The sequence below is a fragment of the Collimonas sp. genome (assembly GCF_035566375.1).
In the GTDB taxonomy this organism is placed as follows: Bacteria; Pseudomonadota; Gammaproteobacteria; order Burkholderiales; family Burkholderiaceae_D; genus Collimonas.
The window spans coordinates 126,610-148,745 of the sequence record NZ_DATMRK010000030.1 but is presented as its reverse complement, the minus strand read 5'-3'; the positions used below and the strand labels follow the sequence as shown (position 1 = coordinate 148,745).

17 protein-coding genes are annotated in these 22,136 nt (G+C 51.6%); 8 read left to right on the top strand and 9 right to left on the bottom strand.

Annotation, left to right across the window (positions count from 1 at the left end; all coding sequences use genetic code 11):
• Positions 1-98: 98 nt before the first annotated feature.
• Genes VNZ60_RS09910 through VNZ60_RS09900 form a run of 3 tightly spaced genes read right to left on the bottom strand, consistent with a single transcriptional unit; the run spans position 99 to position 10,708 of the window.
• Positions 99-6,014, bottom strand: coding sequence for a DEAD/DEAH box helicase (locus tag VNZ60_RS09910; RefSeq protein ID WP_325658596.1), 5,916 nt, complete (start codon positions 6,012-6,014; stop codon positions 99-101).
• Between the two features lie 4 nt (positions 6,015-6,018).
• On the bottom strand, positions 6,019-8,037 hold the full coding sequence (locus tag VNZ60_RS09905) for a hypothetical protein (RefSeq protein ID WP_325658594.1): 2,019 nt from the start codon (positions 8,035-8,037) through the stop codon (positions 6,019-6,021).
• A 58-nt stretch (positions 8,038-8,095) separates the two neighbouring features.
• Positions 8,096-10,708, bottom strand: coding sequence for a hypothetical protein (locus tag VNZ60_RS09900; RefSeq protein WP_325658592.1), 2,613 nt, complete (start codon positions 10,706-10,708; stop codon positions 8,096-8,098).
• 434 nt (positions 10,709-11,142) lie between these two features.
• Between VNZ60_RS09900 and VNZ60_RS09895 the strand changes: the two genes are divergently transcribed.
• Positions 11,143-12,258 (top strand): XRE family transcriptional regulator, encoded by a 1,116-nt coding sequence (locus tag VNZ60_RS09895; protein ID WP_082793206.1) that lies wholly within the window; start codon positions 11,143-11,145, stop codon positions 12,256-12,258.
• Positions 12,203-12,772, top strand: a complete 570-nt coding sequence (locus tag VNZ60_RS09890; protein WP_325658721.1) for a hypothetical protein — start codon at positions 12,203-12,205, stop codon at positions 12,770-12,772. Before VNZ60_RS09895 ends, VNZ60_RS09890 begins: the two co-directional genes overlap by 56 nt.
• Before the next feature lie 173 nt (positions 12,773-12,945).
• Here VNZ60_RS09890 and VNZ60_RS09885 read toward each other — a convergent pair whose 3' ends face one another.
• The 4 genes from VNZ60_RS09885 to VNZ60_RS09870 form a co-directional block, all read right to left on the bottom strand.
• Complete coding sequence (locus VNZ60_RS09885) at positions 12,946-14,625, bottom strand: hypothetical protein (RefSeq protein ID WP_325658588.1); 1,680 nt, start codon at positions 14,623-14,625, stop codon at positions 12,946-12,948.
• A gap of 67 nt (positions 14,626-14,692) precedes the next feature.
• Positions 14,693-15,700, bottom strand: coding sequence for a lipoyl synthase (gene lipA / locus VNZ60_RS09880; RefSeq protein WP_325658586.1), 1,008 nt, complete (start codon positions 15,698-15,700; stop codon positions 14,693-14,695).
• Positions 15,701-15,738: 38 nt separating this feature from the next.
• Positions 15,739-16,413, bottom strand: coding sequence for a lipoyl(octanoyl) transferase LipB (lipB, locus tag VNZ60_RS09875; RefSeq protein ID WP_325658585.1), 675 nt, complete (start codon positions 16,411-16,413; stop codon positions 15,739-15,741).
• Positions 16,414-16,506: 93 nt separating this feature from the next.
• Positions 16,507-16,815 (bottom strand): DUF2917 domain-containing protein, encoded by a 309-nt coding sequence (locus tag VNZ60_RS09870; protein ID WP_325658584.1) that lies wholly within the window; start codon positions 16,813-16,815, stop codon positions 16,507-16,509.
• A gap of 168 nt (positions 16,816-16,983) precedes the next feature.
• Between VNZ60_RS09870 and gcvA the strand changes: the two genes are divergently transcribed.
• On the top strand, positions 16,984-17,910 hold the full coding sequence (gene gcvA, locus VNZ60_RS09865; protein WP_325658582.1) for a transcriptional regulator GcvA: 927 nt from the start codon (positions 16,984-16,986) through the stop codon (positions 17,908-17,910).
• Between the two features lie 12 nt (positions 17,911-17,922).
• Here the strand turns inward: gcvA and VNZ60_RS09860 are convergent, their stop codons facing one another.
• Complete coding sequence (locus VNZ60_RS09860) at positions 17,923-18,210, bottom strand: DUF493 family protein (RefSeq protein WP_092395541.1); 288 nt, start codon at positions 18,208-18,210, stop codon at positions 17,923-17,925.
• Positions 18,211-18,379: 169 nt separating this feature from the next.
• Positions 18,380-19,231, bottom strand: a complete 852-nt coding sequence (locus VNZ60_RS09855) for a D-amino acid aminotransferase (RefSeq protein ID WP_325658578.1) — start codon at positions 19,229-19,231, stop codon at positions 18,380-18,382.
• Positions 19,232-19,467: 236 nt separating this feature from the next.
• Between VNZ60_RS09855 and VNZ60_RS09850 the strand changes: the two genes are divergently transcribed.
• The 5 genes from VNZ60_RS09850 (at position 19,468) to VNZ60_RS09830 (ending at position 22,060) form a co-directional block, all read left to right on the top strand.
• The gene (locus tag VNZ60_RS09850) at positions 19,468-20,046 is read left to right on the top strand and encodes a DNA-3-methyladenine glycosylase I (RefSeq protein WP_325658577.1); all 579 of its coding nucleotides are present in this window, start codon (positions 19,468-19,470) and stop codon (positions 20,044-20,046) included.
• Between the two features lie 60 nt (positions 20,047-20,106).
• Positions 20,107-20,238, top strand: a complete 132-nt coding sequence (locus VNZ60_RS09845; RefSeq protein ID WP_325658575.1) for a hypothetical protein — start codon at positions 20,107-20,109, stop codon at positions 20,236-20,238.
• A 291-nt stretch (positions 20,239-20,529) separates the two neighbouring features.
• Complete coding sequence (locus tag VNZ60_RS09840; RefSeq protein WP_325658573.1) at positions 20,530-20,958, top strand: hypothetical protein; 429 nt, start codon at positions 20,530-20,532, stop codon at positions 20,956-20,958.
• A gap of 9 nt (positions 20,959-20,967) precedes the next feature.
• Positions 20,968-21,255 carry a type II toxin-antitoxin system RelE/ParE family toxin gene (locus tag VNZ60_RS09835; protein WP_325658571.1) on the top strand — a complete coding sequence of 96 codons (288 nt, stop codon included), beginning with the start codon at positions 20,968-20,970 and terminating at the stop codon, positions 21,253-21,255.
• An 88-nt stretch (positions 21,256-21,343) separates the two neighbouring features.
• The gene (locus VNZ60_RS09830; RefSeq protein WP_325658569.1) at positions 21,344-22,060 is read left to right on the top strand and encodes a pseudouridine synthase; all 717 of its coding nucleotides are present in this window, start codon (positions 21,344-21,346) and stop codon (positions 22,058-22,060) included.
• The last annotated feature ends 76 nt before the right edge of the window (positions 22,061-22,136 follow it).

The window sequence follows — 22,136 nt, the reverse complement described above, 5'->3', positions numbered from 1 at the left end:
GTCAAAATGTCTGGGCCAATAATGCGGAGCAGAGCTCCCATCACTGGCCCGACCAACTCGATTACAGAAGGCAAATATCTCGCAATTCTAACTACAGGTTATTTGCTTTCTATATTTGCCTGCTTGTTATGCATCTCCGCGAGAGTTCGCAGAGGCCGTCTTTCTAAGTTGAAGGTGTCGGTAAAAGTGAGCCCATTCGCCCAATCGGTACCCAAGATCTTGGACATCACTGATTCGTCTTTCCTCCATAGAGGATGAACCACGACGGTGCGGGACAACTCATCTCCTGCCAGAGACCGTGCAATGATGCAGGGTAATTTTGAAGCTGCGAGAACAACGTAGCTCATCGTTCCCGGACGCATTGCAACAACTGACTCTGCCAAACTATGCGCATATTCATGCCATTCAGCTATTTCTGGGAAATTCCTGTCATTTGTATCAATGCCAGCTGAATAGTTATCCTGAATCATAGCCCTCAAGTAGGCAATTCCGAGGCGCCAATCAAGCAGCCCATGATATCGACGATTGCCAAATCGTTGAATACAACGATAGCAAGACGTCTTACATTGCTCCGCATGCGCACCGTCGCCATCCGTGCCAAGGAAATCTTGTAAAGGCCATACAATTTCATTTTCCAAGATTTCCTCAAGCAACTTGGCAATATATGGCACGCCCCCCGACACGTCCGGATCACCGAGGCGTTTGCACAAACCAGATCCGTTGACTAATGAGTCTGCTATCTGCAGCATAGGCAAACCACCGCGAAGGCGAGGCTCAAGTGCCTCAAATTCCTCAGCAGATACGTCAAGCATGAGTGCTGCTTTTTGCACTAGAATTTGGGTGGCACTAACAGCGGCGGCACGAGTTGCTATATTGAAGAATTCCCCTTTACGAGCAACATGATTCAGATTTAAACGGCTGTCAAATTTTCTCAATTCTAAATAAACAGCATCCGTTTTTTTTCGAGAGATTAATCCGAACTTCATACCCAAATTTCCATTAAGCTCCCATCGACTCGCCTGAGATTTTTCACGAATGCTCGTTTCGATCGCTTGTGATCGCGTCAATTTGAGCCATTTAGATGCTCCTGGCAAAGGCAATCGTAAATCAGACACCTCATCGACTCTAAATTGCTGAGCAACCTCGTCTGAATTAGCTACCCCATCATTAAGTTGCATAATTGTGGCTCCGGCCCCGCGCCGCACAACAATGTTTCGATGCACAATTGGCTCACCTTCTTTCAGTACTGTGGCAACAGTACGTTGATTCATGCGCCCGACTACATCACCGCTGTCTTGAGGATTAAAATCTGTCCGGAAAGCCGTCGGCGTTTTATATTCTGCGAAGTTCGCTATCGAAATTTGTTCACGACAGTCATCGCACTCAAGCTCTGTTGTCGGCAATGTTTCATAGTGCTTCGCAGAGCCGCAGGCATCACATATGGCGACAAATGTTTCAGACTCCCACCAGTCTGATACCGCTTGGACCGCGATACCTCCCGCGCGCTTCACCGGATCGGAAAGATTTCCGGTAAAACCTATCACCTTATGCTTTTGTTTATCCTTAACGAGCACAGAGCCGGGAGCAAACTCGAAGACGGCCAGGTCCAAATCACGGCTTATCGTCGACCATTCATATTCGTCGCTGCCTTTACCGTCATCTTCTCGAAGGCCCAAGTAGAGATTTCGAACCCGGGTCGGCATGCCATACATCGGCAGTAGTCCCTGCTCGGCGAGAAAGCGCGCCAACCCGAATCCGGTACCGGTTGGTTCATTTGGTTTAAGGTCATTAATTTCCGACATCAGCTGCTCCACAGTTGCATGCGTCGCTAGCGCTGTTTGTTGATCGACGCTGAACGTTGCAGCCTGCAAAAATTCATATCGCACAGATATAGTTGAGTGCAGCGCATCTCGAAGGCGTTGAGGCCAACCCGCCGCATCGTCGAAATAATAGTCCGCCATAGTAACGTACTCGCCATGAATATCAGGAGGCAACAACAGATCACCAGGATATGGCTTGCTGTTTTGGTGGCACTCCTGCCGCAGCATTTTAAATGCCGCGCGCAGCCAAGATTTGCGCAATAGTCTCAGCGGAATCGGCTCGTGATTTATTGCAAGAAATGGCGGAGGTGGAGCATCTCCAGTAATCGCCTTGGGGTGTGCAAAATAGTATGCGTCGTGGGTTCGTCCGCGACAAAAAGTCGCTACGAAAGAAAAAGCTTGCCCGCGTCGCCCGGCTCGACCAACACGTTGTTGGTAGTTGAATCGCTGTGGCGGCATATTGGCCTGGTACACACTTTGCAGCGAGCCAATATCAATACCAACCTCCATAGTCGTTGTAACTGATAGCATGTCGATTTCAGTAGCTCGCTTCTTCGTCTCACTCTGTCCATCGACAAAAATTCCCTTAAATTTTCTCAGCCTATCGGAAAAGTTATCTGTCTGACCGGTAAGCTCTTCAACGCGGAGACGGAATCGCGGCACCTCATCCTTGGCTCCTCGCACAATTCGCTTGCCAAGAAAATTCTCTTGCCACAGATCTTCAACTTTACCACTTGCTCCGAGGGCCAATGGATCTCCACAGCGTGTGCAATGACGTATCCCATAATGCATATGGACTCGTTCACAAGTCTTACAGCGCCAATATGGATCTCCCGCTTCAGCAACACGCAAATGCAGATTGCCGATATCAAACCAGCCGCTTTTATGTCCAATCGCGGATAAGCGGCCGAGGACTGAGCTCAATTTCTCAACAACGGAAGTGTCCCCGAATACCTTCTGCGCAACCTTTTTAACTCGATTGTTAGTGATGTCAACGCCTAGAACCCATTCTTTCTTGGCATCCTCATCAAAGTACTGATTGTCGCGAATTCGATACGCGCCAGCGAATACGCGTAACCAGGCGTCAAGTTCGTCCTTCCCAGCAATATCGCGATCAGATACACATGGATACGCGAGCCCAGTTTCTTCCAACGCAAAAAAAGTGTTCGCAAAAATTACATCATCGACCAACTCATATTGCTGACTCAAAATCAATCCGGCCAAATTTAAACGGTCCGCTCCGGTCAGTTCCTCGTGGTACGCTATATCGTTGCCATTCGTCCCTGCAGGCACGAACAATTCATGCCATTCGTGGCCGCGAAATTTCTGCCGCCCAGCTTTGTCAAACGGATGGACGCCCATACGAACGAACTCAGCAACCAATTCACCAACATGGCCATGGCCTTCCTTATGTTGTAAAAGTTTTGCGAGCGGAACAATACGTCCCTCAGCGGGAGGCCTTTCCCCCTCCGACCCTTGCGCATTGTAGCGAGCTCCATATGCCGCAACTTCAGCGAATTTTTTTTCATTCATTAGCGCCGTAGTTTGTTTTTCAAATTCCTCTGGGTTAATCCACTCAGCGCGTTGCTTAGCTACATAAGACCGGGCCGTGGCCACGAGGATCTCGCGACGCACGTCAAGTAAATGCATGTTTTCAATCTCGAGCGCTTGATTCGCGGCATCTTGCCGACTGTCAGAGAAACAGATCCCCTTAGGTTCCGCACCTATAGCAAGCAACAGTTCAAAGAGCTCGGTCGCCACTAGCTGAGATGCTTTACTAACACCGGTGCGAAAAGCGCGAATAGGTGATCGTGATCGGTTAGTGACTGGCCGCCTTGAATAATCAGTGCCGCATTTAGGGCAGCAGAAAGGCTGTGCAGAACGCGGACCAGTAACACGGCCTTTTACATTTCTAACTGCATTCTCTTTCTGACGGTACAAATGGCCACCTACATGCCCGTCTGGTACCTCGGCATCGAGTCGGGTGAATACTACTCCTGAATGTGGATCCAAATGGGCCAGCTGCCAGTCATCGTAGTCGCGCTCAGGTAATAATGGTGGGGTCCTACGTGGCCAAAATACTGCAAACTCTTCTAGCTTCATTGAATCATAGTATTCATTAGCTGCACCTTCAGGAAGATTCTCAAGGTTGCCAGAAGATGGGAGCAATTCAGTCGCCGTCGCAGTTAAAGTTTTATCCCCCCGCTGGCCACCAATCAACAAGTCTCCGCATGCCTCGCAATACAAAAGTTCGAACAAGCGCTTCCCGCGCTTTGTGTTAGCGTCTGGACGGGCATGAGAAAGCCCGCGCTCAATAGTGAGGTTGCTAAATTCGACTCCGTCTGCGGTTGGGCTGGGAGCAGCAAACAGACCCTCGATATTTCGAATGAACGTATGAACTCTAAATGCTGGAGTGGTAAGTGCGACTCCAGCTCGATTCTTATCCCATAACCCCGATTCCGGCAAAGCCCGAGCGAGCATTAAACCTCGCAGGGCCAGTTCATGATCAGGGCCGCCGTCTGCAAATATTCGATTAGCTACTTCAGTGAGACGTGTCGCGCGAACCCCCTTACCATCTCTACATCCACTCGTCATAGCAGCTGCAGCCGCCTCTGCGAGATTTTTTACAGTGTCTTCTTCTGATTGGCCAGCAATCCCTAGTGCATACGCCGCGGATTTCACGGCAAGAATTAGCTCATCAGAAAACTTCATCTTAGCAACAAAGTCCGCACCGCCAGCAAGCGCTATCTGCATTAGCTTAACGAACGGAGCCGGATCGATGGCCTCAAGGTTCCATATTGGAATACTTGGAACACCTTCAACAACACAGCCTTTCCAAAAAATCGAATCCGTTGCGCCAGGATCGTTTGCGGTCTTACTGGTTCCAAATGGCGCAAATAGATCTCGCAAGTAGGTACGAGATTGCTCGCCGTCGTCACCAATCATTGGCAACGACGCAGATGAAGCAAGAATACGTAACTTATATCGATGCTGCGGCTGATCTAAGCCAAGACGTTGAATTAATGTTTTGATCAGAAACGCAATCTCTGTACCAGCCGAACCTCGAATTAGGTGAAGCTCATCAAATACCAAATAGAAATATGCATCGTCATTCGAGATAAGCCAATTTCTAGTGGTGTCAAAGATCTTTTCCTCTACTTCCCTGGACAACATTGCTCCCAACATCGAAGCATTGGTTACCATTAGATCGGGAGGTGCAGCTTGGATGTCCCACCGAGAGAGCATTTCGCCGCCATCCATGGAGGGAAAAATGTAGCGAGTTAAGTCTGGTATTTTTTCTCCAGATAAAGCTGCTTCGGCAGCAGCGTTTGCATCATGCTTACGCGCGGCCTGTTGATCTTGCTCGGCCCGCTTGAGGGCGGAGCGCAGCTTGCGTAGCCCTCGAGAGCGGCGCTTTTTCTCGTCCGTGTCATCGGCCATCCGTGGGTGAGTCTCATAACCAGTGACCGGAGTCGCACTGGTATATTGCGCGAAAAAGACGCGATTGCCGTCAAATCGTTCGTCCATGACCGTTCGCGCTTCTTCTGAATCAAGCGTTTTTCGCAATCGGACCATTTGATCCTCAACCAATGCATTCATTGGATAGAGAATCAATGCTCGCATTGCCGCCGGGCGCCTCTCACCTTGGCGCATAGCTCGCCAAGACGCATCATCGCTTTCCCACCACCGGTTTTGTAAAAATGATGCATCCGGCTTTTTCCACTGCACTGCCTCATTCGCGATTGCCGCTAGAATGGGCAACATAAAACTTTCGGTCTTTCCAGAACCCGTGCCAGAAGTGACGATACCAGGATGACCTGGCTTAATCCCGCGCTCAAGCATAGATATCTGATGTTGATATGGAGCGTAACGCGATTTTCGTTTAATCTCTGAATCAGCAATGTCTCCATCAAATAATCCTGACAAAGCTAGTTCGACGAATGCCCGTCTTCCGGCAATTGATAGATTCCCGAGAGGGCCATTGTCATCCATTGCTAAATCCTCTAGCAACTTAGGATGCCCCGTGTACCGCAGCACTGGTTCGAGAAACGGCTCCGTAGCCAAAGTATCGTAAGACTCAAGTAATTTGCGACGTATCTTGCTTACGTCAGGGTCAGAAATACGGAAACTAGTCTCGACGTAGGAGATAAAAAAATCTCTGATGCGACCAAAGCCGCCTATTGGATCAAGCATGAATTTAGCTCCTAAGTTGAGCTACGACAGCGATGTTGGTGGTGCCAGACGCGACTATAAAAAGTTCAACCAATGGCTGTGTTGGTATACCGAGATTCTTCGCCTCGACTATTGCCCGCGCAGCGCGCTGAGCCCTCGCAAAAGTTAGTCGCTGAAGATGTGGTGCAAGAACAGGAACTGCTTCGGCAAGGTCTGTTGGTCGCTCGGCAGGATCCAAGTCACGCCTCAACTCGATCCCCGAGGCAATCGCAACAATTGCAGCTTCTGCGGTTAATGCATGGCGAATGTCAAGCCGTGTAGCCTCACTGAGGACCGCTTCTGCTTCTTCGCTTTCTGTATCTTGAATCGTAACGCACGCTAGTAACCTTCTAGATAACTCACCGCGGCGCGCATGTGCAGCAAGTGCAGGAAACCAAAATCGCGCGCCGGAGCGTTCTGCTCGGTTAATCACCACCAGCCTGGTCGACTCGTCAATTTCGTCTGAATTCGTGCCAGTGAGAGCAACGCCCAACGCTGTTTGAACGTTTGTACCGGGGCGTAGCCATAAATCTTCAAAGTTGATAATTGTCGGATCGCCTTCAAGTCGCGTTGATGTACCGTTCGCGAACATAGATTCTGCAACTAACAGAAAATCGTCAACATCCGGCCCTGTTAAAACGGGCACTTCACCTGCCAGCAGAAGTGCAAGGAATTGCAGCATGATTTCCTTACCTTTTTCCGAAAGAAGCTGCGAACTCTCAACAAACTCTTTAACGTCACTAGACATTAATGGTACACCTCGCTCCAGCGGAGAATGAAGTGCCAAAATTTTTTCACTAGCAGTATTTACCTGTGACTTCGCGAGGCTCGTAATTGCGACTAGCCTATCAATATTTATTAATACATCTCGTTCTTGATCACGAAGTAGCTGGAGTTGGCCATTGAGCGTATCGGATTTTTGGTCTAGCTCAACGAGCTCATCCTTCACGCGGCTACGTCGATCTGTGAGCTCGTCAGCTTGTAACTGGAGAGCGATCACCAAGTCACCAAGGTCTCGATTAATTTCTATCAAACCGTTTTCTTTTCGCGCGGCTAGCTCACGCTCTAACTCAGCATATCTATCATCGATTTTCTTTATGCGATCAAGGCGTAAAGATTCTATCTCTAAATCCAGTGACGCTATTCGCTCTTGCCGCAGGGTTATCAACTCCTCTTGCAACAATGTTTCGGCGCGAATTCGCAACGCGGTGCGCTCCTCTTCGGCAATCAGATCGGTTTTGGATTTAATCAAGCCTAAGATTCGAGAATCATTAATCATTGCGTTCACGAGCGAAGACAGCAGCGCCTGGTCGGAGGAAAGGCGCTTTGCAAGCTTGTCAGATCGAAGTGCATCATTGGCCGCAGCAATATCTACTGCATCGAGCGACTCTAAAGATTGCTTCGTCCTCCCGTGCTCTTCGAGCCAACCAATCGTAGCCTTTACCCGAGGATCGGACGCATTCGCGATAGATCGTATAACGCGCGCCGCATAAGCCTCGTCAGAGGACCAATCGTAGATTGCAGTTGGATCTCCTCTATGACGAAATTCGTATAGTTCAATTTCTCTCCCGCCAAGAGGAATGCGAGCGATGCAGTCAGGATCAAAAGGAAATGCAGGAATCTTTCCAGAAGCAGTAGCGAGGTGTCCAACACCTTGTATCTGCCTCAGTTCAACCTGCAAGATCTCGGTGTCCCGCGATCGCAAAATCCAGCTACCAGAGGCCTCTGTTGTTTTCAATTCATTAGATGCTATATAACGTTGGATCTGCGAAGCGTTGCCTAGATTCGATAAATCAGCAAAGTGATGGAGTTTTTTATGTTCACCAACAATCCAAAATTTCTTCCCTTTTTTTGATAGCTGAAACATCTCCCATTCGCCGATCTTGATTGTCTTGGCATGGCTGCAATGCAGTTCGACTTCTTGGACTCCTCCAAATAGGTGTCGCGCGTTCTCGAGCGGTATCCACCCGGTTTCATCCAAACGAGCAATGACCTCTATATTCACTAATTTGTCATGCTCATGCCGGCTTACACAGTGCCCGGCATACCATGGTCGGCCAGAGCTAGCTACCATTAAAACCTCTCGTTGATTTATTCATTTGTATGACTAACTGATTATCTTTCCAGCCTGCTCGCAATCTTCCTTTGGACCTACGAACAGCAGCCATAATGGAACCCGCTGACTGCGATTCGCCGACTTTTATTCCGGCTATACAGCCCGGAAGTAGTGACAGAATCCAACGAGCATCAGATTCCGTTGCCGGATATGAATAAACCCCACCTGTCATTCCAGCGGCACGGAGTCGCCGTCTACGCAGAGCCGAAGCAAGGATGTCCGGTAGAGCGCCATCTTGCGCAATGCGCTCGATGCGATCGTCATGAAATCTAAATAGAGGGACCTTGGCTAAGGCATGTGCATGAGTAATCGCAGCGCACCTCGATAAGTAATTAAAAGAGCGGCCAATATGCTCAACGCAAAAGACGTCATGGTCCGTGCCATTTCGGTGCGATCGTCTAGTCAGTCGGACACTATCTTCTACCGCCCCGGAAGACACGAATCGCTTTGCGTTCCAGCACCAAACTGAAGAAATGCGGTAATACTCCGCTTGCCGCTCAGTGCTAGCAAGAGCAAGCGGTGACTTGCTTGCTGAATCTACTTCCAAGGCGAGAGGCCACCCTAGTCGCTCAGCTAAAATTGCTGACGATAAGTTACTCGCTCCGATTACTGGTGCCGACCATCGGGTGTCATCTTGATGCCTAAACATACTTCCACCAAGACCTTCTACCGCTAAATTGAAGTCCTCAATTTGCCTGAAGCACAAGGCACCTTCCACCAAGGCCACCTCATTTTCGCCCCTGTGTGCTCGCACAATATGAGGTGGTACCAGTGTCCATACTCGGCCTTTCCATCCCTGCCGGAGTCGAGGCTCAATAATCCCCGCGTCCTGAAGGAGATGCAACATCATCCACGGGTCAGCCTCGAAATCTACAGCAGTACGTCGCACAAGGCTAACCAAGTCTGCCTCGTCCCATCCAGAATAACCATCAGCGTATACGGCCTCCAATAGCCATTTCATCGCTGAGCTTCCAAACTCGCGAACAGGACTCTCATCAGCATCGTATTTAGCGGATACCTTCACAACTCCATCCCAATCTTTCAACTGTTGCAATCTCTGACGAGTGCGACTTAGCGAGGAATGAGGCAAAGCATGTGAAATAAATTGAAGTCGTAATCGCCAAGGTGAGAAATACTCGCCGCGACGCAGCTCGGGTTCAACGCTATAGGTCCCGTTCAAAGGTTCTTCGGCAACAAGCCGCACAATATTACCCACACCATTGCAATCAATAACAGGTGCGTCATTGACCTCAGCTACTAGCGTAATCTGACTTGAGTCCGTCTCAATCGAAGGTAGGAAGCCAGGTAATCCCAGCCATCGCCCATAGACACGGATTCCGTTGAATACAGTGGGCCGAAAAATTGAATCGCCAGCGTCAACGAGAAGGCGTACTTGAGCGAATGCTGTTTCCACTGCATTAATTGACTTGGCTTCCGTCGTCATTCGCCAGGTTGAGTCACCCAATAGAGATCCCAAACGCATGCCCATCACGCTTTGAATTTTGGTCGAGAGTGCAACGAATACACGCTCATTGCAGCGCGTCAAATTGGCCTCGGCTTGCCAAAGCCCCATGCCGATCTGACGGAAAAATAGATAACCCTGATTAATTGCGGTCACAAAGTTCGAACTGGATGCGATACCAGTGTCCGCAAGCGCAGCTCCCAAAGTGACATAGCTTTGCATTTCGGAGCTTTGATATATAGATCGTCGAAACTCAGACTCTCCGTAGTCATTGAACGTCATTTGGAGAATAGCTTGCTGACGCGGTTCGTTATTTGCAGAGCTTCGTACACGGGTAATTAGGCGCCAGAAGCGATGATCCGCGAGGGCCCGGCGATGCAAGTAATAAGAACGTCGGAAATCTTCAAATGCATCTTTCAACCCATCCGATACATCATTGACCAATGGTTGAAAGGCGATAAATAACGCCGTCGGGCTATCTAAACCAATACTGTTTTCCGAAACAAAATTCTCAACTATCCGAAAGTCATGGCGAGTGGGAAAGGAAAGGCGCCGCGTATGACCGATTTGGTGCCATCCTCCTGGATCTGGCAGAACCAAGCGGCGAAATGGTTCACCTGCGGCCACGCGTTGCGCCAGCCACGCCTCAAGAGCCTTCCACATAGTAGCTATGCCTTGAAGGTCATTAAAGCTACGATCTATCCCAAGCCAGGACGCTAGTTTTTTCCTAAATGCACCACTGATGCTTTGGTGCTCATCCAAGAGACCATCGATGAATAAAGTCAGTACTAAATAGACAAAAAAACCAGGCACCTCCGACGCTGCTCTGGGATGGGCACCAACTTGGAGAACGTTCTCCAATGATGGATCCTTAACCAGCACCTCGTGAAATGCTTTTTCAACTTCGATTTCCTGAGTGTCAAGACCACATGCAATTGCAAGTGTTCTGGTAGACACCTCGAAAGCATGCAAATCACTGGAATCCCCGTCTCCTCCTACTGCCAGGAAGTATTTAACGAGAAGCCTTTCCCATCCGTCCAAAGTGCTTGGCGGCTCAGTAATTCTCATTTCATCAAATAAATTGCCTAGATTCTTCACACAGCATCCATGTTACTGCTCTAACGTCTAACGCAAAGTTTCCCCTACTGCATCGAGTCCAACGTGAAAGCAGTTCATCGAAAAGAATTTCAAGAAGCACGTGCACCTTACCTCACGGCAAGGCGAGTAACTTTTTATAAAGTGTACATCTAAAACATTGACAAATAGAAACTATATTTCTAAAAATACCAACGAAGTCGGTTTTTAATGTTGTGATATTTGAAGCGCTTTCTGACACTAGAAATCTGCAGGATACGCGCCCTTTTTAAGGTGAGATCGGAAATCAAAGGTGTTTTACTCGATTCCTGAAAATGCGATTTCGGTGCCGTAGCTTGACCCACTTTATAAAAACCTTGCACTACTTCATCGCGCAAGATTTTCTTGCATATTATTCATAAGCAATGTAATCTATCCCGTTAACCTAGGGGGAAACCATGGACGCGACGGCAATTCGCTTTCGGCTACACGCGTTACGCGAGCGTAAAAAAATGACTCAAGGGGAGCTTGCAACAGCTCTCGGATTCAAGGACCGTCAGACCTTGTCTCAAATTGAGTTGGGCGAGCGTAAGCTGGGTTTTGAAGAGATGGTGCGCGCGGCGGAAATTTTTGGTGTCGGTATCGACTTCTTTACTGATCCTTTTGAACTGGCCGGTGAAGGGAAATTTTCATGGCGCCAAACAAATGCAGACCCGGAAGCTCTAGATGAATTCGAGCATCAGGCTGGTCGTTGGATAGCCGCGTTTCGTCACCTGGGTAAACTTCGAGGGGACTCGATACACTCCTCGCTGCGCCGAGTCGCATTGACTACCAAGTCCACGTTTGAGGATGCGGCTGCGGAAGGAGAAGCTATTGGTGCCACATTGGATCTTGGCGATATACCATCAGCGCGTTTAGGTGAAGCTGTTCAAGATCGGCTAGACACCTTAGTTTTGTACATCGATACCGTGCGAGGTGTCTCCGGCGCTGCATGCCAGCTCGATCAGCTAAACGCGATTCTAATTAATCGCCGAGAACCTCTCGCACGCAGATCGTACGATTTGGCTCACGAACTATTTCACCTTCTAACCTGGCAAACAATGCCGCCAAAGCGTATCGAATCTAATTCCTTACCGGCAGAAAAAGATGAGAAACGTGTAGAGCAGTTAGCAGACAATTTCGCTGCAGGGCTATTAATGCCTACGCGAACAATTAAAACACTAGTTGCAAATAGCTCACCTCCACAAGGACTTGCTCTAGCTGGATGGATACGATCGTCCGCAACAAAACTTGGTGTGAGTGGCCCCGCTTTAAAGTGGCGATTGTTAAATATGGGAGTGATTAAGCTATCGCAACTAGATTCTTTGCCAGATGAAGTTCTAAGATCAAGTACTGAGGAAACCAATAATCATCTACCTGCCAGGTATAGCAAACGCTTTGTTTCCGCAATATCTTGGGGTATCGATGAAGGCCATGTTTCCGCACGTCGTGTCGCGCAGCTCTTAGCAATCTCAGTTGATGATCTTAAAGATTTATTTGCTGAGCATGGGCTTTCCACTCCATTTGATTTATAGGGAAAATATGACATTTTTCCCTAAGCAGCGAGTACTTGTAGATACCAATGTAATTATTGAAGCCCATCGCACAGGTTGCTGGAATACTATTGCTAATTATTTTGCTCTTGAGACAGTCCAGAAGGTAATCGAGGAGACGCAAACTGGCGCGCAAAATAGGCCATCTGGGACACATATTGATGAGGCAAAACTTCGCGCATCAATGAAACATGTCGCGACGGTTACAGATGAAATGCGCGCAAAATTTCATCAGGCATTTCCTCAAGTACTTTTGGATGATGGAGAAAGAGACCTGCTCGTTTATGCTGGCACAATTCCTGTTGCCGAAATATGGCTATTGAATAGCCCTGACATGGCAGCAGTTCGACATGCACATAGCCGGGCATGGCTGGATCGTCTAGTGTCGCTGGAAATATTAAATGCACACCTTAAAGGCAAACTAGCAGCTACCCTCAAGGATAATTATTCCGAGGAGTGGCTAAGTATCCGCAGAACGCGTCTTATTTTAGGTTAATGCATTGAAGTGACTACTTTGCATCAACGCAATCGCTAAATCAGAGTCCTGTGAGCATGTTATTGGACAGGCCCGTTTCTTAGGCGCGAAGCTCTGGACCGACTTTCGCATATTTGGCGACGATTCCCGGCAAGTGGCGATGCCGATGCGCACGGCAATGGGAATTGTACAGATCAGCCCAACACTTCCCGTAACAGGCTGGTGCAATTGCCGATGTTAAGATTTTCCTCGTTCGGTAGATGAAGATAATGCACACCGGCCTTGTGTAGAGTCTCCCAGACTTCATCAAGATTCTTGCCATTTGTTGCGTACACCTTGATATAAAGAGGAGATGACTCAATAAATACGACGCTCACGTGGACTTGGCCGCGCCTCACTCCAAATGCCGATGCCCGACGCAGTCGTGGGACTCCCCCATCGCTGCTGACAGAAAGCCGTAAGTCGATCTCGCCATCTTCATCTGATAACGCAGTAATCGGCACCGTCCACCCGTCCTCATCGCTATCAGTAAGGAGATCGATATCCAGACCGTCCAATACTGAAAGCGCTTCGACCGCATCGCATAAAAATTGAGGGATGCTGTCGCGTTTCGCTGGATCAGTATTGAGCAACACGTCCAAATTCACTGGACGGATTCGTTGCTCAGAACCAGGCTCGCCCACAGCAGCCGACTCGACAGCTTGACCCACACGACCACCTGTGCGCCCAACGCCGTCGGTGGTCGCCAGCACTTTGTCTTTCCAGACCGGCTTTTTCTGCAAATCCGGAAAGCGTGGCTCTAGACGTACCTGAATCGTCTTCGGCGCCAGGCTATTTGATGCGTCCCGCTCTACAATTACTTGCTGAGGTGCATCGCTGACAGAACCCTGGATGAGGCTCTGGCGAGGAGACTTGCTGTTCGCACGAGAAAACACATTTTGTACTTTGTAGCGCAATGAGCGAAAGGGGAACGGATGAGAGCACGAACGAAGGCTATACACGAGAAATGTTGCCTCCGCTCGATCGCCCAAACTCAACCATTTCCCTGCGGCCGCCAAGGTAGTCGTGCCTTCGAATGGAAAGAAACCTTGCGGATAGATAGTCTGCCGGGCGACCGATGCTTTCAATGCCGACGTACCAATATGCATGGCAGCACGCCAGGCGATGGGATCCAAATGCAGCCGCCCTATATCCGCCGCTGATGCGCCAGATATTTTTTCGGCCAGCTCTAGGACAAGGCGCTTGGTGGTCGGATCGAATTGGGGACTGCCATAGAGAGTTTTACGCTGTAGGGGTGGCAGAAACAGCTTGGTGATTAGCCCGCTCGACGATCCAAAATAGAATCGAATCAGCTCGACGCAAGGAATGATCAGCTGACGGCCATCTGGCAGCTCCACCATCACGCAATAGGAATGCGTGCAGTTCAAATGCCATGGATGTTCCGACAGCGGCAACAGGAAACCCTTGTCGTCCAGGTTCAGGCCCGCCTTGACCAGATGAACTGTGCTGTCATCAATCTGCAGGTCGACGAAGCGTTCAAGCTGGTAGTCGGGGCTGGCTTCTAGTTTTCCGTCACGCCAAATGTCACCGATGCGCAGTAGCGGCAAAGTACCGGCCGAAACCCATACCTTGCGTTGAAACCGAGCAGGAGTGGTCGAGTCAGGGGAGAGTTGAACGGAAGGATCGTAATGAAAACTGCTATCGAGAACCTTGGAGAGGTGCACGAGCAGCGATGGCTGAGTCCGGCGGAATAGACGGTTCGGGAAAGCCAAATCTCCGAACCAATCTATTCGCCAAGAGTTATTGCCCTTGGTAAGAGCCGAGATAGAAGGTAACTCTTTGTTTATGAATGATTTTTTATGACCAAATACCATTTAAGCAGCATATGTTGTCTCATCAACTTCTGAATTTGTCTCGCTAACTTCTAATTTGTCTCATTAACTACTGATTTTTCACAACCATGCCGGCATCATGCGCTTGCTGGTCTGCGTGATAAGAACTGCGCACCATAGCTCCCACCGCAGCGTGCGCGAAGCCCATCTTGTAGGCTTCTTCCTCATACATCTTGAACACGTCAGGATGCACATAACGCCTTACCGGCAGGTGATTTCCGCTCGGCATCAGGTACTGGCCGATGGTCAGCATGTCGACATCATGGGCGCGCATGTCGCGCATGACTTGCAATACTTCTTCATCGGTTTCGCCGAGGCCGACCATGATGCCGGATTTGGTCGGCGTGTTCGGATGCAGCGCCTTGAAGCGTTTCAGCAGGTTCAGCGAATATTCGTAGTCGGAGCCGGGACGCGCTTCCTTGTACAAGCGCGGCGCGGTTTCCAGGTTGTGGTTCATCACATCGGGCGGCGCCAGGTTGAGGATTTCCAGTGCACGGTCCATGCGGCCGCGGAAGTCCGGCACCAGGATTTCGATGCGGGTATTCGGCGACAGCGCGCGCACGTGGCGTATGCATTCGGCGAAATGGCCGGCGCCGCCGTCGCGCAAATCGTCGCGGTCGACGCTGGTGATGACGACATAATTCAATTTCAGCGCGGCGATGGTCTTGGCCAGGTTTTCCGGTTCGTTGACATCCAGCGGATCGGGGCGGCCGTGGCCGACATCGCAGAACGGGCAGCGGCGGGTGCATTTGTCGCCCATGATCATGAAGGTTGCCGTGCCCTTGCCGAAACATTCGCCGATATTCGGGCAGCTGGCTTCTTCACACACGGTGACCAGGCTATTGGCGCGCAAGATGTCTTTGATTTCGTAAAACCGCGACGATGGCGAGGCTGCCTTGACCCTGATCCAGTCCGGCTTTTGCAGGCGCTCAATCGGGATGATCTTGATTGGAATGCGCGCGGTCTTGCTGGCGCCTTTTTGCTTTTCGGACGGATTGTAACTAGCGCTGGCAACGCTGGTTTCGGCAGGCAACGACGGCGTGGTTTCTGTGGTCATGGTCTAGGCATTTCCTTGCTGGAGTCTCGAAAGGAGATTCAGTTAAAACGGTCTATCAGTTTGTGAGCAAGCGCTAACTGCATCTCAGAGAGAGCGATGTCAACGCCTAATGTTTTCATATCGACGGTAGCCAGGCCTTCGTAGCCGCATGGATTGATCCAGGAAAAAGGCTCCAGATCCATGCCGACATTGAGCGACACACCGTGGTAAGTGCAACCGCTGGCCCTTACTTTCAAGCCAAGAGCGGCGATTTTCGCACCCTGCCAGGCGCCGTCTGCAACATAAATCCCAGGCGCGCCGGCCTTGCGTTCACCGGCCAGATTATACGCTGCCAGCGTGTCTATCACCGCCTGCTCGATGCTGTGCACGAATTCGCGCACGAACAGACGAGCGCCGGGACCGCGGCGGCGCAAATCCAGCAGCAGGTAAATCACCACCTGGCCTGGTCCGTGATAAGTCACCTCACCGCCGCGATCGGTCTGTATCACAGGAATTGCATGGGGCGCCAGCACGTGGCCAGGATCGGCCCCCAGGCCAAGTGTAAACACCGGCGGGTGCTCGACTATCCAAAGCTGGTCTGGCGTATCGCTGCAACGGGAATCGGTAAACGCGCGCATCGCGTCAAAACTGACTTGGTAGGGTTCGACGCCGCGCTGGATAATCTGGAGGCTGGGCGGAAGATCTGGAGAAATGAATTGCGGCGCGCTGGACATTCCGCAAGTGTACCGAAAATCGGCGGCCGGCGTGTGCCGCCGGTGCGCCGTCAAGCCTTCAACAAGGCTTCATGGGATTGCCTTCTCAACAAGTCAGCAAGCCACGGGATTGCCGTTCAGCGGCTTGCCGAAACCAGCGCGTGCGCTCACAACCGGCAGACGCGTTGATTGCTGTTGAATTTGCACCACGCTGTTGCTTTTGACGGCTTCGATGACGATATGGCTGTCGGCTGCAACGTTGAGGAATTGCCCCGCGGACAACCAGTAGTCGTCGCCCTGCCCGGCCACCGTCACCCACACCCGGCCCTGCACGATTTGCAGGGTTTGCGCTACCGGTGCAATGACCGACGTGGCTTGGCCGGCGCCGATGCTCAACGATTCGTTAGCTAATAATTTTCTCATGATGTCACTCCTTGGAACTGCTGGTATATTTGCCGTTGGTGAACGCTATATCTCCTGCTGACCGCCTGATATAGGCATTCCTTGCTTCTACGGAGTCATTCTAGTCAACTGACTGGCAGTAACAAAACGAGTAATTTTCCTTCCCCTTGCTAATTTTCCTCATATAACATGGCCGACCTCCGGAAACTGCCCAATCTCTCCGCCCTGCGCGCCTTCGAAGCCGCGGCCCGCAATGACAGTTTTTCGCGCGCCGCCGAAGAAATCTATGTGACGCCGGGGGCGATCAGCCATCAGATTCGGGCTTTGGAACAGGAACTGGGCATCATGTTGTTCAGCCGCCACGGCAAGCGCATCACCATCACCGAACAGGGGCAGCGCTTTGCCGCCGTCATCCGCAAATCCCTGAATGAAATCGCGTTTGCGGCCGAGGCCTTGAAAATGGACGCCAAACAGAAGCGGCTGACGATTTCCGCGCTGCCGTCGTTCGCCGCGCGCTGGCTGGCGCCGCGGTTATGGAAATTCATCGACCTGCATCCCGATACCGAGGTCGTGCTGCAATCGAGCAATCACCTCAACGACCTCGAGCGCGAACCTATCGATGTCGGCCTGCGCTACGGCCTGGGCCACTATCCGGGCCTGGTGGTGGAAAAATTGATGGATGATTTTTATTATCCGGTGGCCAGCCCGAACTACCGTGGCGGCAACCTGCCGAAATCGCCGCAAGAACTGGAACAGTGCAGCCTGTTGCGGATGGATACCGAATCGTCATGGTTGCCGTGGTTCGAGGCTGCCGGCGTCGATCTGGTGGAGCCGACTGGCGGCTTGCTGATCGAGGATGCGTCGATGCTGCTGCGTTCGGCTTCAGATGGACTGGGAATTGCATTGACCCGGCATGCGATTGCGCTGCAGGAAATTGCTTCGGGGGAGTTGGTGCGTTTGTTCGATGTTGTTGCGCGCTGTCCGCTATCCTATTATTTCGCCTGCACCAAGGAAGCGATGAGCAAGCCGCAGGTACAGGCTTTTCATCGCTGGCTGCTGGAAGAGATCAGAAATTTCAAGGCGCAAAGCGAATGGCCCGGCGCACCCGAGCCATGATTCGCCTTGGATTTACAGGACCATCTTCACCATCGGATGCGATGACAGAGCCCGGTACAGGTTATCGAGCTGCTCGCGGTTGACGGCATACACATTGGCCGTCAGGCCGGTGTAATTGCCCTTGGACGACGGCCGCACTTCCAGCTTGTCGATATGAAAAGTAGGATCATGCTGCACCACCACACCAATGATGGTCTCTGCGAAAGCATCGTGCGTCGGCCCCATGATCTTGATGGGGAACACGCTTGGATATTCGATCAGGCTGTCGGCTGGATCGATTGGCTTGGTCAGGTCGGTCATGGTCTTTTACTCTTTAGTGATGTTACAGGCAGGTAGTTTACTCCGTGAACGCTACACCTGCTCATCAGCGGCACGCCATTCTGCAAGAATCGCTTGTTCAAATGAAAACAGGGCGGAAATTCCCGCCCTGCAACCATCCGTCCGACTATCTGTAAGAAAGCGGTCCCTTTCAGGCAGCAGCCTTGGCTTGCTGATAAGCCTCGTATAACTGTTTGTATATGGGGCCAGGTTCACCGTTTCCAATAGTCTTGCCGTCAATCGAAACCACCGGTAATACTTCCTTGGTGGCCGACGACAGCAGCACTTCATCGGCTGCGAACACTTCTTCCCGAGCAATCCGGCGCGCTTCAAACGGAATCCCGCCGGCGGCGCACAATTCCTCGATCAGACGGTAACGAATCCCTTCCAGGATCAAATTATCCTTGGGCGGCGCCATCAGCTTGCCGTGCTTGACGATCCAGACATTGGATGACGATGCTTCGGTCAGCCAGCCATCGCGAAACTGGATCGCCTCGACCACCCCGTGCTCCGCCGCGTTCTGCGCCGCCAGCACGTTGCCCAGCAAGGAAATCGACTTGATTTCGCAATGCAGCCAGCGCTGGTCTTCCATCGACACGCAAGGCACGCCGCTGGCGCGCAAGGCAGCGCTCGGCAATACCAGCGGATTGGTCATGATGAACACGGTCGGCGTCAGCGGCTCTTTCGGGAAAGCGTGGCCGCGCTTGGCGACGCCGCGGGTGACATGGATGTAGACCATCTGGTCGTCCGCCGGATGAGCGTCGATCACGCCCTGGATCAGCGCCATCCACTGCTCTTTGTCATGCGGATTTGGAATACTGATTTTTGCCAGGCTGCGAAACAGGCGCGCCAGATGATGCTCGGCGCGGAATAATTTGCGGCCGTAGATAGGAATCACCTCATACACGCCATCGCCGAAAATAAAGCCGCGATCCAGCACCGGGATACGCGCTTCGGACAGCGGCGTCATGCTGCCATTGAGATAGACCAGCGGGTCTTGCATGATCGGATTCCTGAAAAAGTAGAGAGTCCAATTCTGGCACAGCGCAAGGTGGCAGGGTATGCAAAAAAAGTATGCGGAAAACAGACGAATGGGCTTTTTTCCGCTTCCAGCGCATCCAGCGTGATCAGCGCATCCCGCCTATTTGCCATGACCGGCCAGATGATTTCGACGTGATGCGGTAGCATGTGCCTAACTCAACTCCGAGGAACCGGCAAAGTTCCTCCCCTGCACCGACCATGACCACCATCGTTACCCGCTGCGCCTGGGCCAATCCCGCCAATCCGCGCTATCTGGCCTATCACGACGAGGAGTGGGGCCAGCCCTGCCACGATGAGGTGCGGCTGTTCGAAATGCTGAATCTGGAAGGCGCGCAAGCCGGCCTGAGTTGGGAAACCATTCTCAACAAGCGTGATAACTACCGGCTTGCCTTTGACAACTGGGACGCAAAAAAAATCGCACGCTACGATCAGGACAAGGTGGCTGCGCTGCTGGCCGACGCCGGCATCGTCCGCAATCGCCTGAAGATCGCCGCCACCATCAGCAACGCCCAAGCCTATCTGCGCCTGCATACCGAAACCGGCGGCCTGGCGCCGTTTTTGTGGGCTTATGTCGATGGCGCGCCGATCCAGAATCAATGGACATTACTGGGCGGCAATCCTGCCAAGACACCCTTGTCCGACCGCATTTCCAAGGATCTGTCCAAGCGCGGCTTCAAATTTGTCGGCTCCACCATCATTTACGCCTATATGCAGGCGATCGGCATGGTCAACGATCATTGCGTCGAGTGCTTCCGGCACGCTGTGGTAAAGGGCTAATGACGCCATGCAACGGTGCAGAAGTAATGAAGTAATTCCGGTGCGGGATGGCTGCAAGCGGTGACGCCGGAGCTGCAAAAATTCTACAACCCGGAAGGCAGGGTCGACGCCACTACCCTGGTCGATTGCAACTCTGGCAATGAAGAACGCAGCGATTTGCTGGAGACATTGAATGAACTGGGCCTGGCCTGAACCTGGAAGACTGCGATTGGCTGCCTATGCCAAGTTGAACGCCGCCAAGCAACTGGCGTAAATGATGAGCAGGCGGCGATCTGGATTCAGATTGCCGCCTGCCGCACATAATTTAGGAAATTACTGTCAAAAACAGACCTTTTGCCTCCTTATCAAAAAGATAAAATAGAATTCTGAAGCCCAGCCATAAACGTCCTTGTTATTTTTACATCGTCATCAACCAAACTTGCAAACTTCTATAAATTGCGGATAATTTAATAGATAGTTATCTAAAAATTGCGGGGTAAGGACATGACAACTCAAACCATCGATCACACCACTTTGACTACGCTAGCCGCGGCAGGTGTCGTGCACAGCGCACACGTTATTGGACAGCAAGGCGGCTGGGGGATTCTAGTCAAATACGGCAATACTGAGCGCGCACTGGCCGCCCAGCGCAGCCACCAGGTGCGCATCTTTCGCAAGCTGGAAACGCTGGTTGACTACCTGAAAGGAATTGGCATCCCATATTTCGACGTAGACGCTGTCAACTATGACCCCAATACTGCGGCGGCACGCAAACGGCCCGATCGGGCTGCTGCGATGAAAGACGCACATGCAGCTGCCGCTTATACAAAGTGGCTAAAAACCGAAATACAGCAAGCCATTGACGACACTAGCCCAACGGTCCAGCACGATGAAGCCATGCGCCAGATTCGTGCTGCGATCAAGCCCGCCTAAAGGCGGCACGTGTACGCCATACACTGGAAGAAACAGGCCATCAACGACTTGATCAAAATCGGCCAGGAGATCGCCAAAGACAGTCCTGTGAACGCAGAAAAAATGGTTGACCTCATCGAAGACAAGCTAACGCCGCTTGCAACGCATCCGGAAATTGGGCGCGCTGGCCGCAAGCGCGGCACCAGAGAATTAGTCGTCCATACGAATTATGTGGTGATTTATCGCGCACTCGCCGCGCAGATCGAAATCTTACGTGTAAAACACACGGCTCAGCAGTGGCCGCCAACGGACAAATAAGCTAAGGCCGATTGTCACGCGCCATTAATCACAGTCAGCAAACTGCCGCCCTCTTCCCGTCCTCACCCCGTTCTGCTACATTCCCGCCATGCCTAAACTGACCTTAGACCGAATCCTGCAATCGCAGGGCTTCGGCAGCCGAAAATATTGCCGTGAGTTAATTGAAGACGGTGAAGTCGTCATCAACGGCGCCGCCGTTACCGACTATAAATCCACGCCCGACACCAACGGCCTGGTGTTCACTCTGTTCGAAGAAGAGTGGACCTATCGCGAACACGTCTACATCGTCCTCAACAAACCAGCCGATATCGAATGCTCGCGCAAACCCAGCCATCACCCCGGCGTGCTAAGCATCCTGCCGGAGCAATTCAGCTGGCGCGATGTGCAGCCGGTCGGGCGGCTCGATCACGACACCACCGGCTTGCTGCTGATGTCGGACGACGGCAGCTTTATCCACGCCCAGTCTTCGCCCAAGCGCCATGTGCCGAAGCTGTACGTTGCCACCACCCATGAACCGGTGACCGAGGAACTGGTGCAAAGCCTGCTGGCTGGCGTCAAATTGCATGATGAGCCGCAAACCCTGGCTGCCGTCAGCTGCCGCATGCTGGGCTCGCATGAAATCGAGATCGTGCTGGAACAGGGCAAATACCACCAGGTCAAGCGCATGCTGGTCGCCGCCGGCAACCATTGCACCGCCTTGCGCCGTACCGCCATCGGCGGCCTGACGCTGGACGCGCTGGAACTGGAACTGGGGGAGTGGTGCTATCTGGAGCCGGAGCACCTGGCCTTGTTAGTCCCTGCCTAAAATATGAACAATTAAAAAAAAAGCGCAAGGCCTAAGCCTTGCGCTTGTCTGCTTTTTCTGTCCTCGGCTCTCGCGC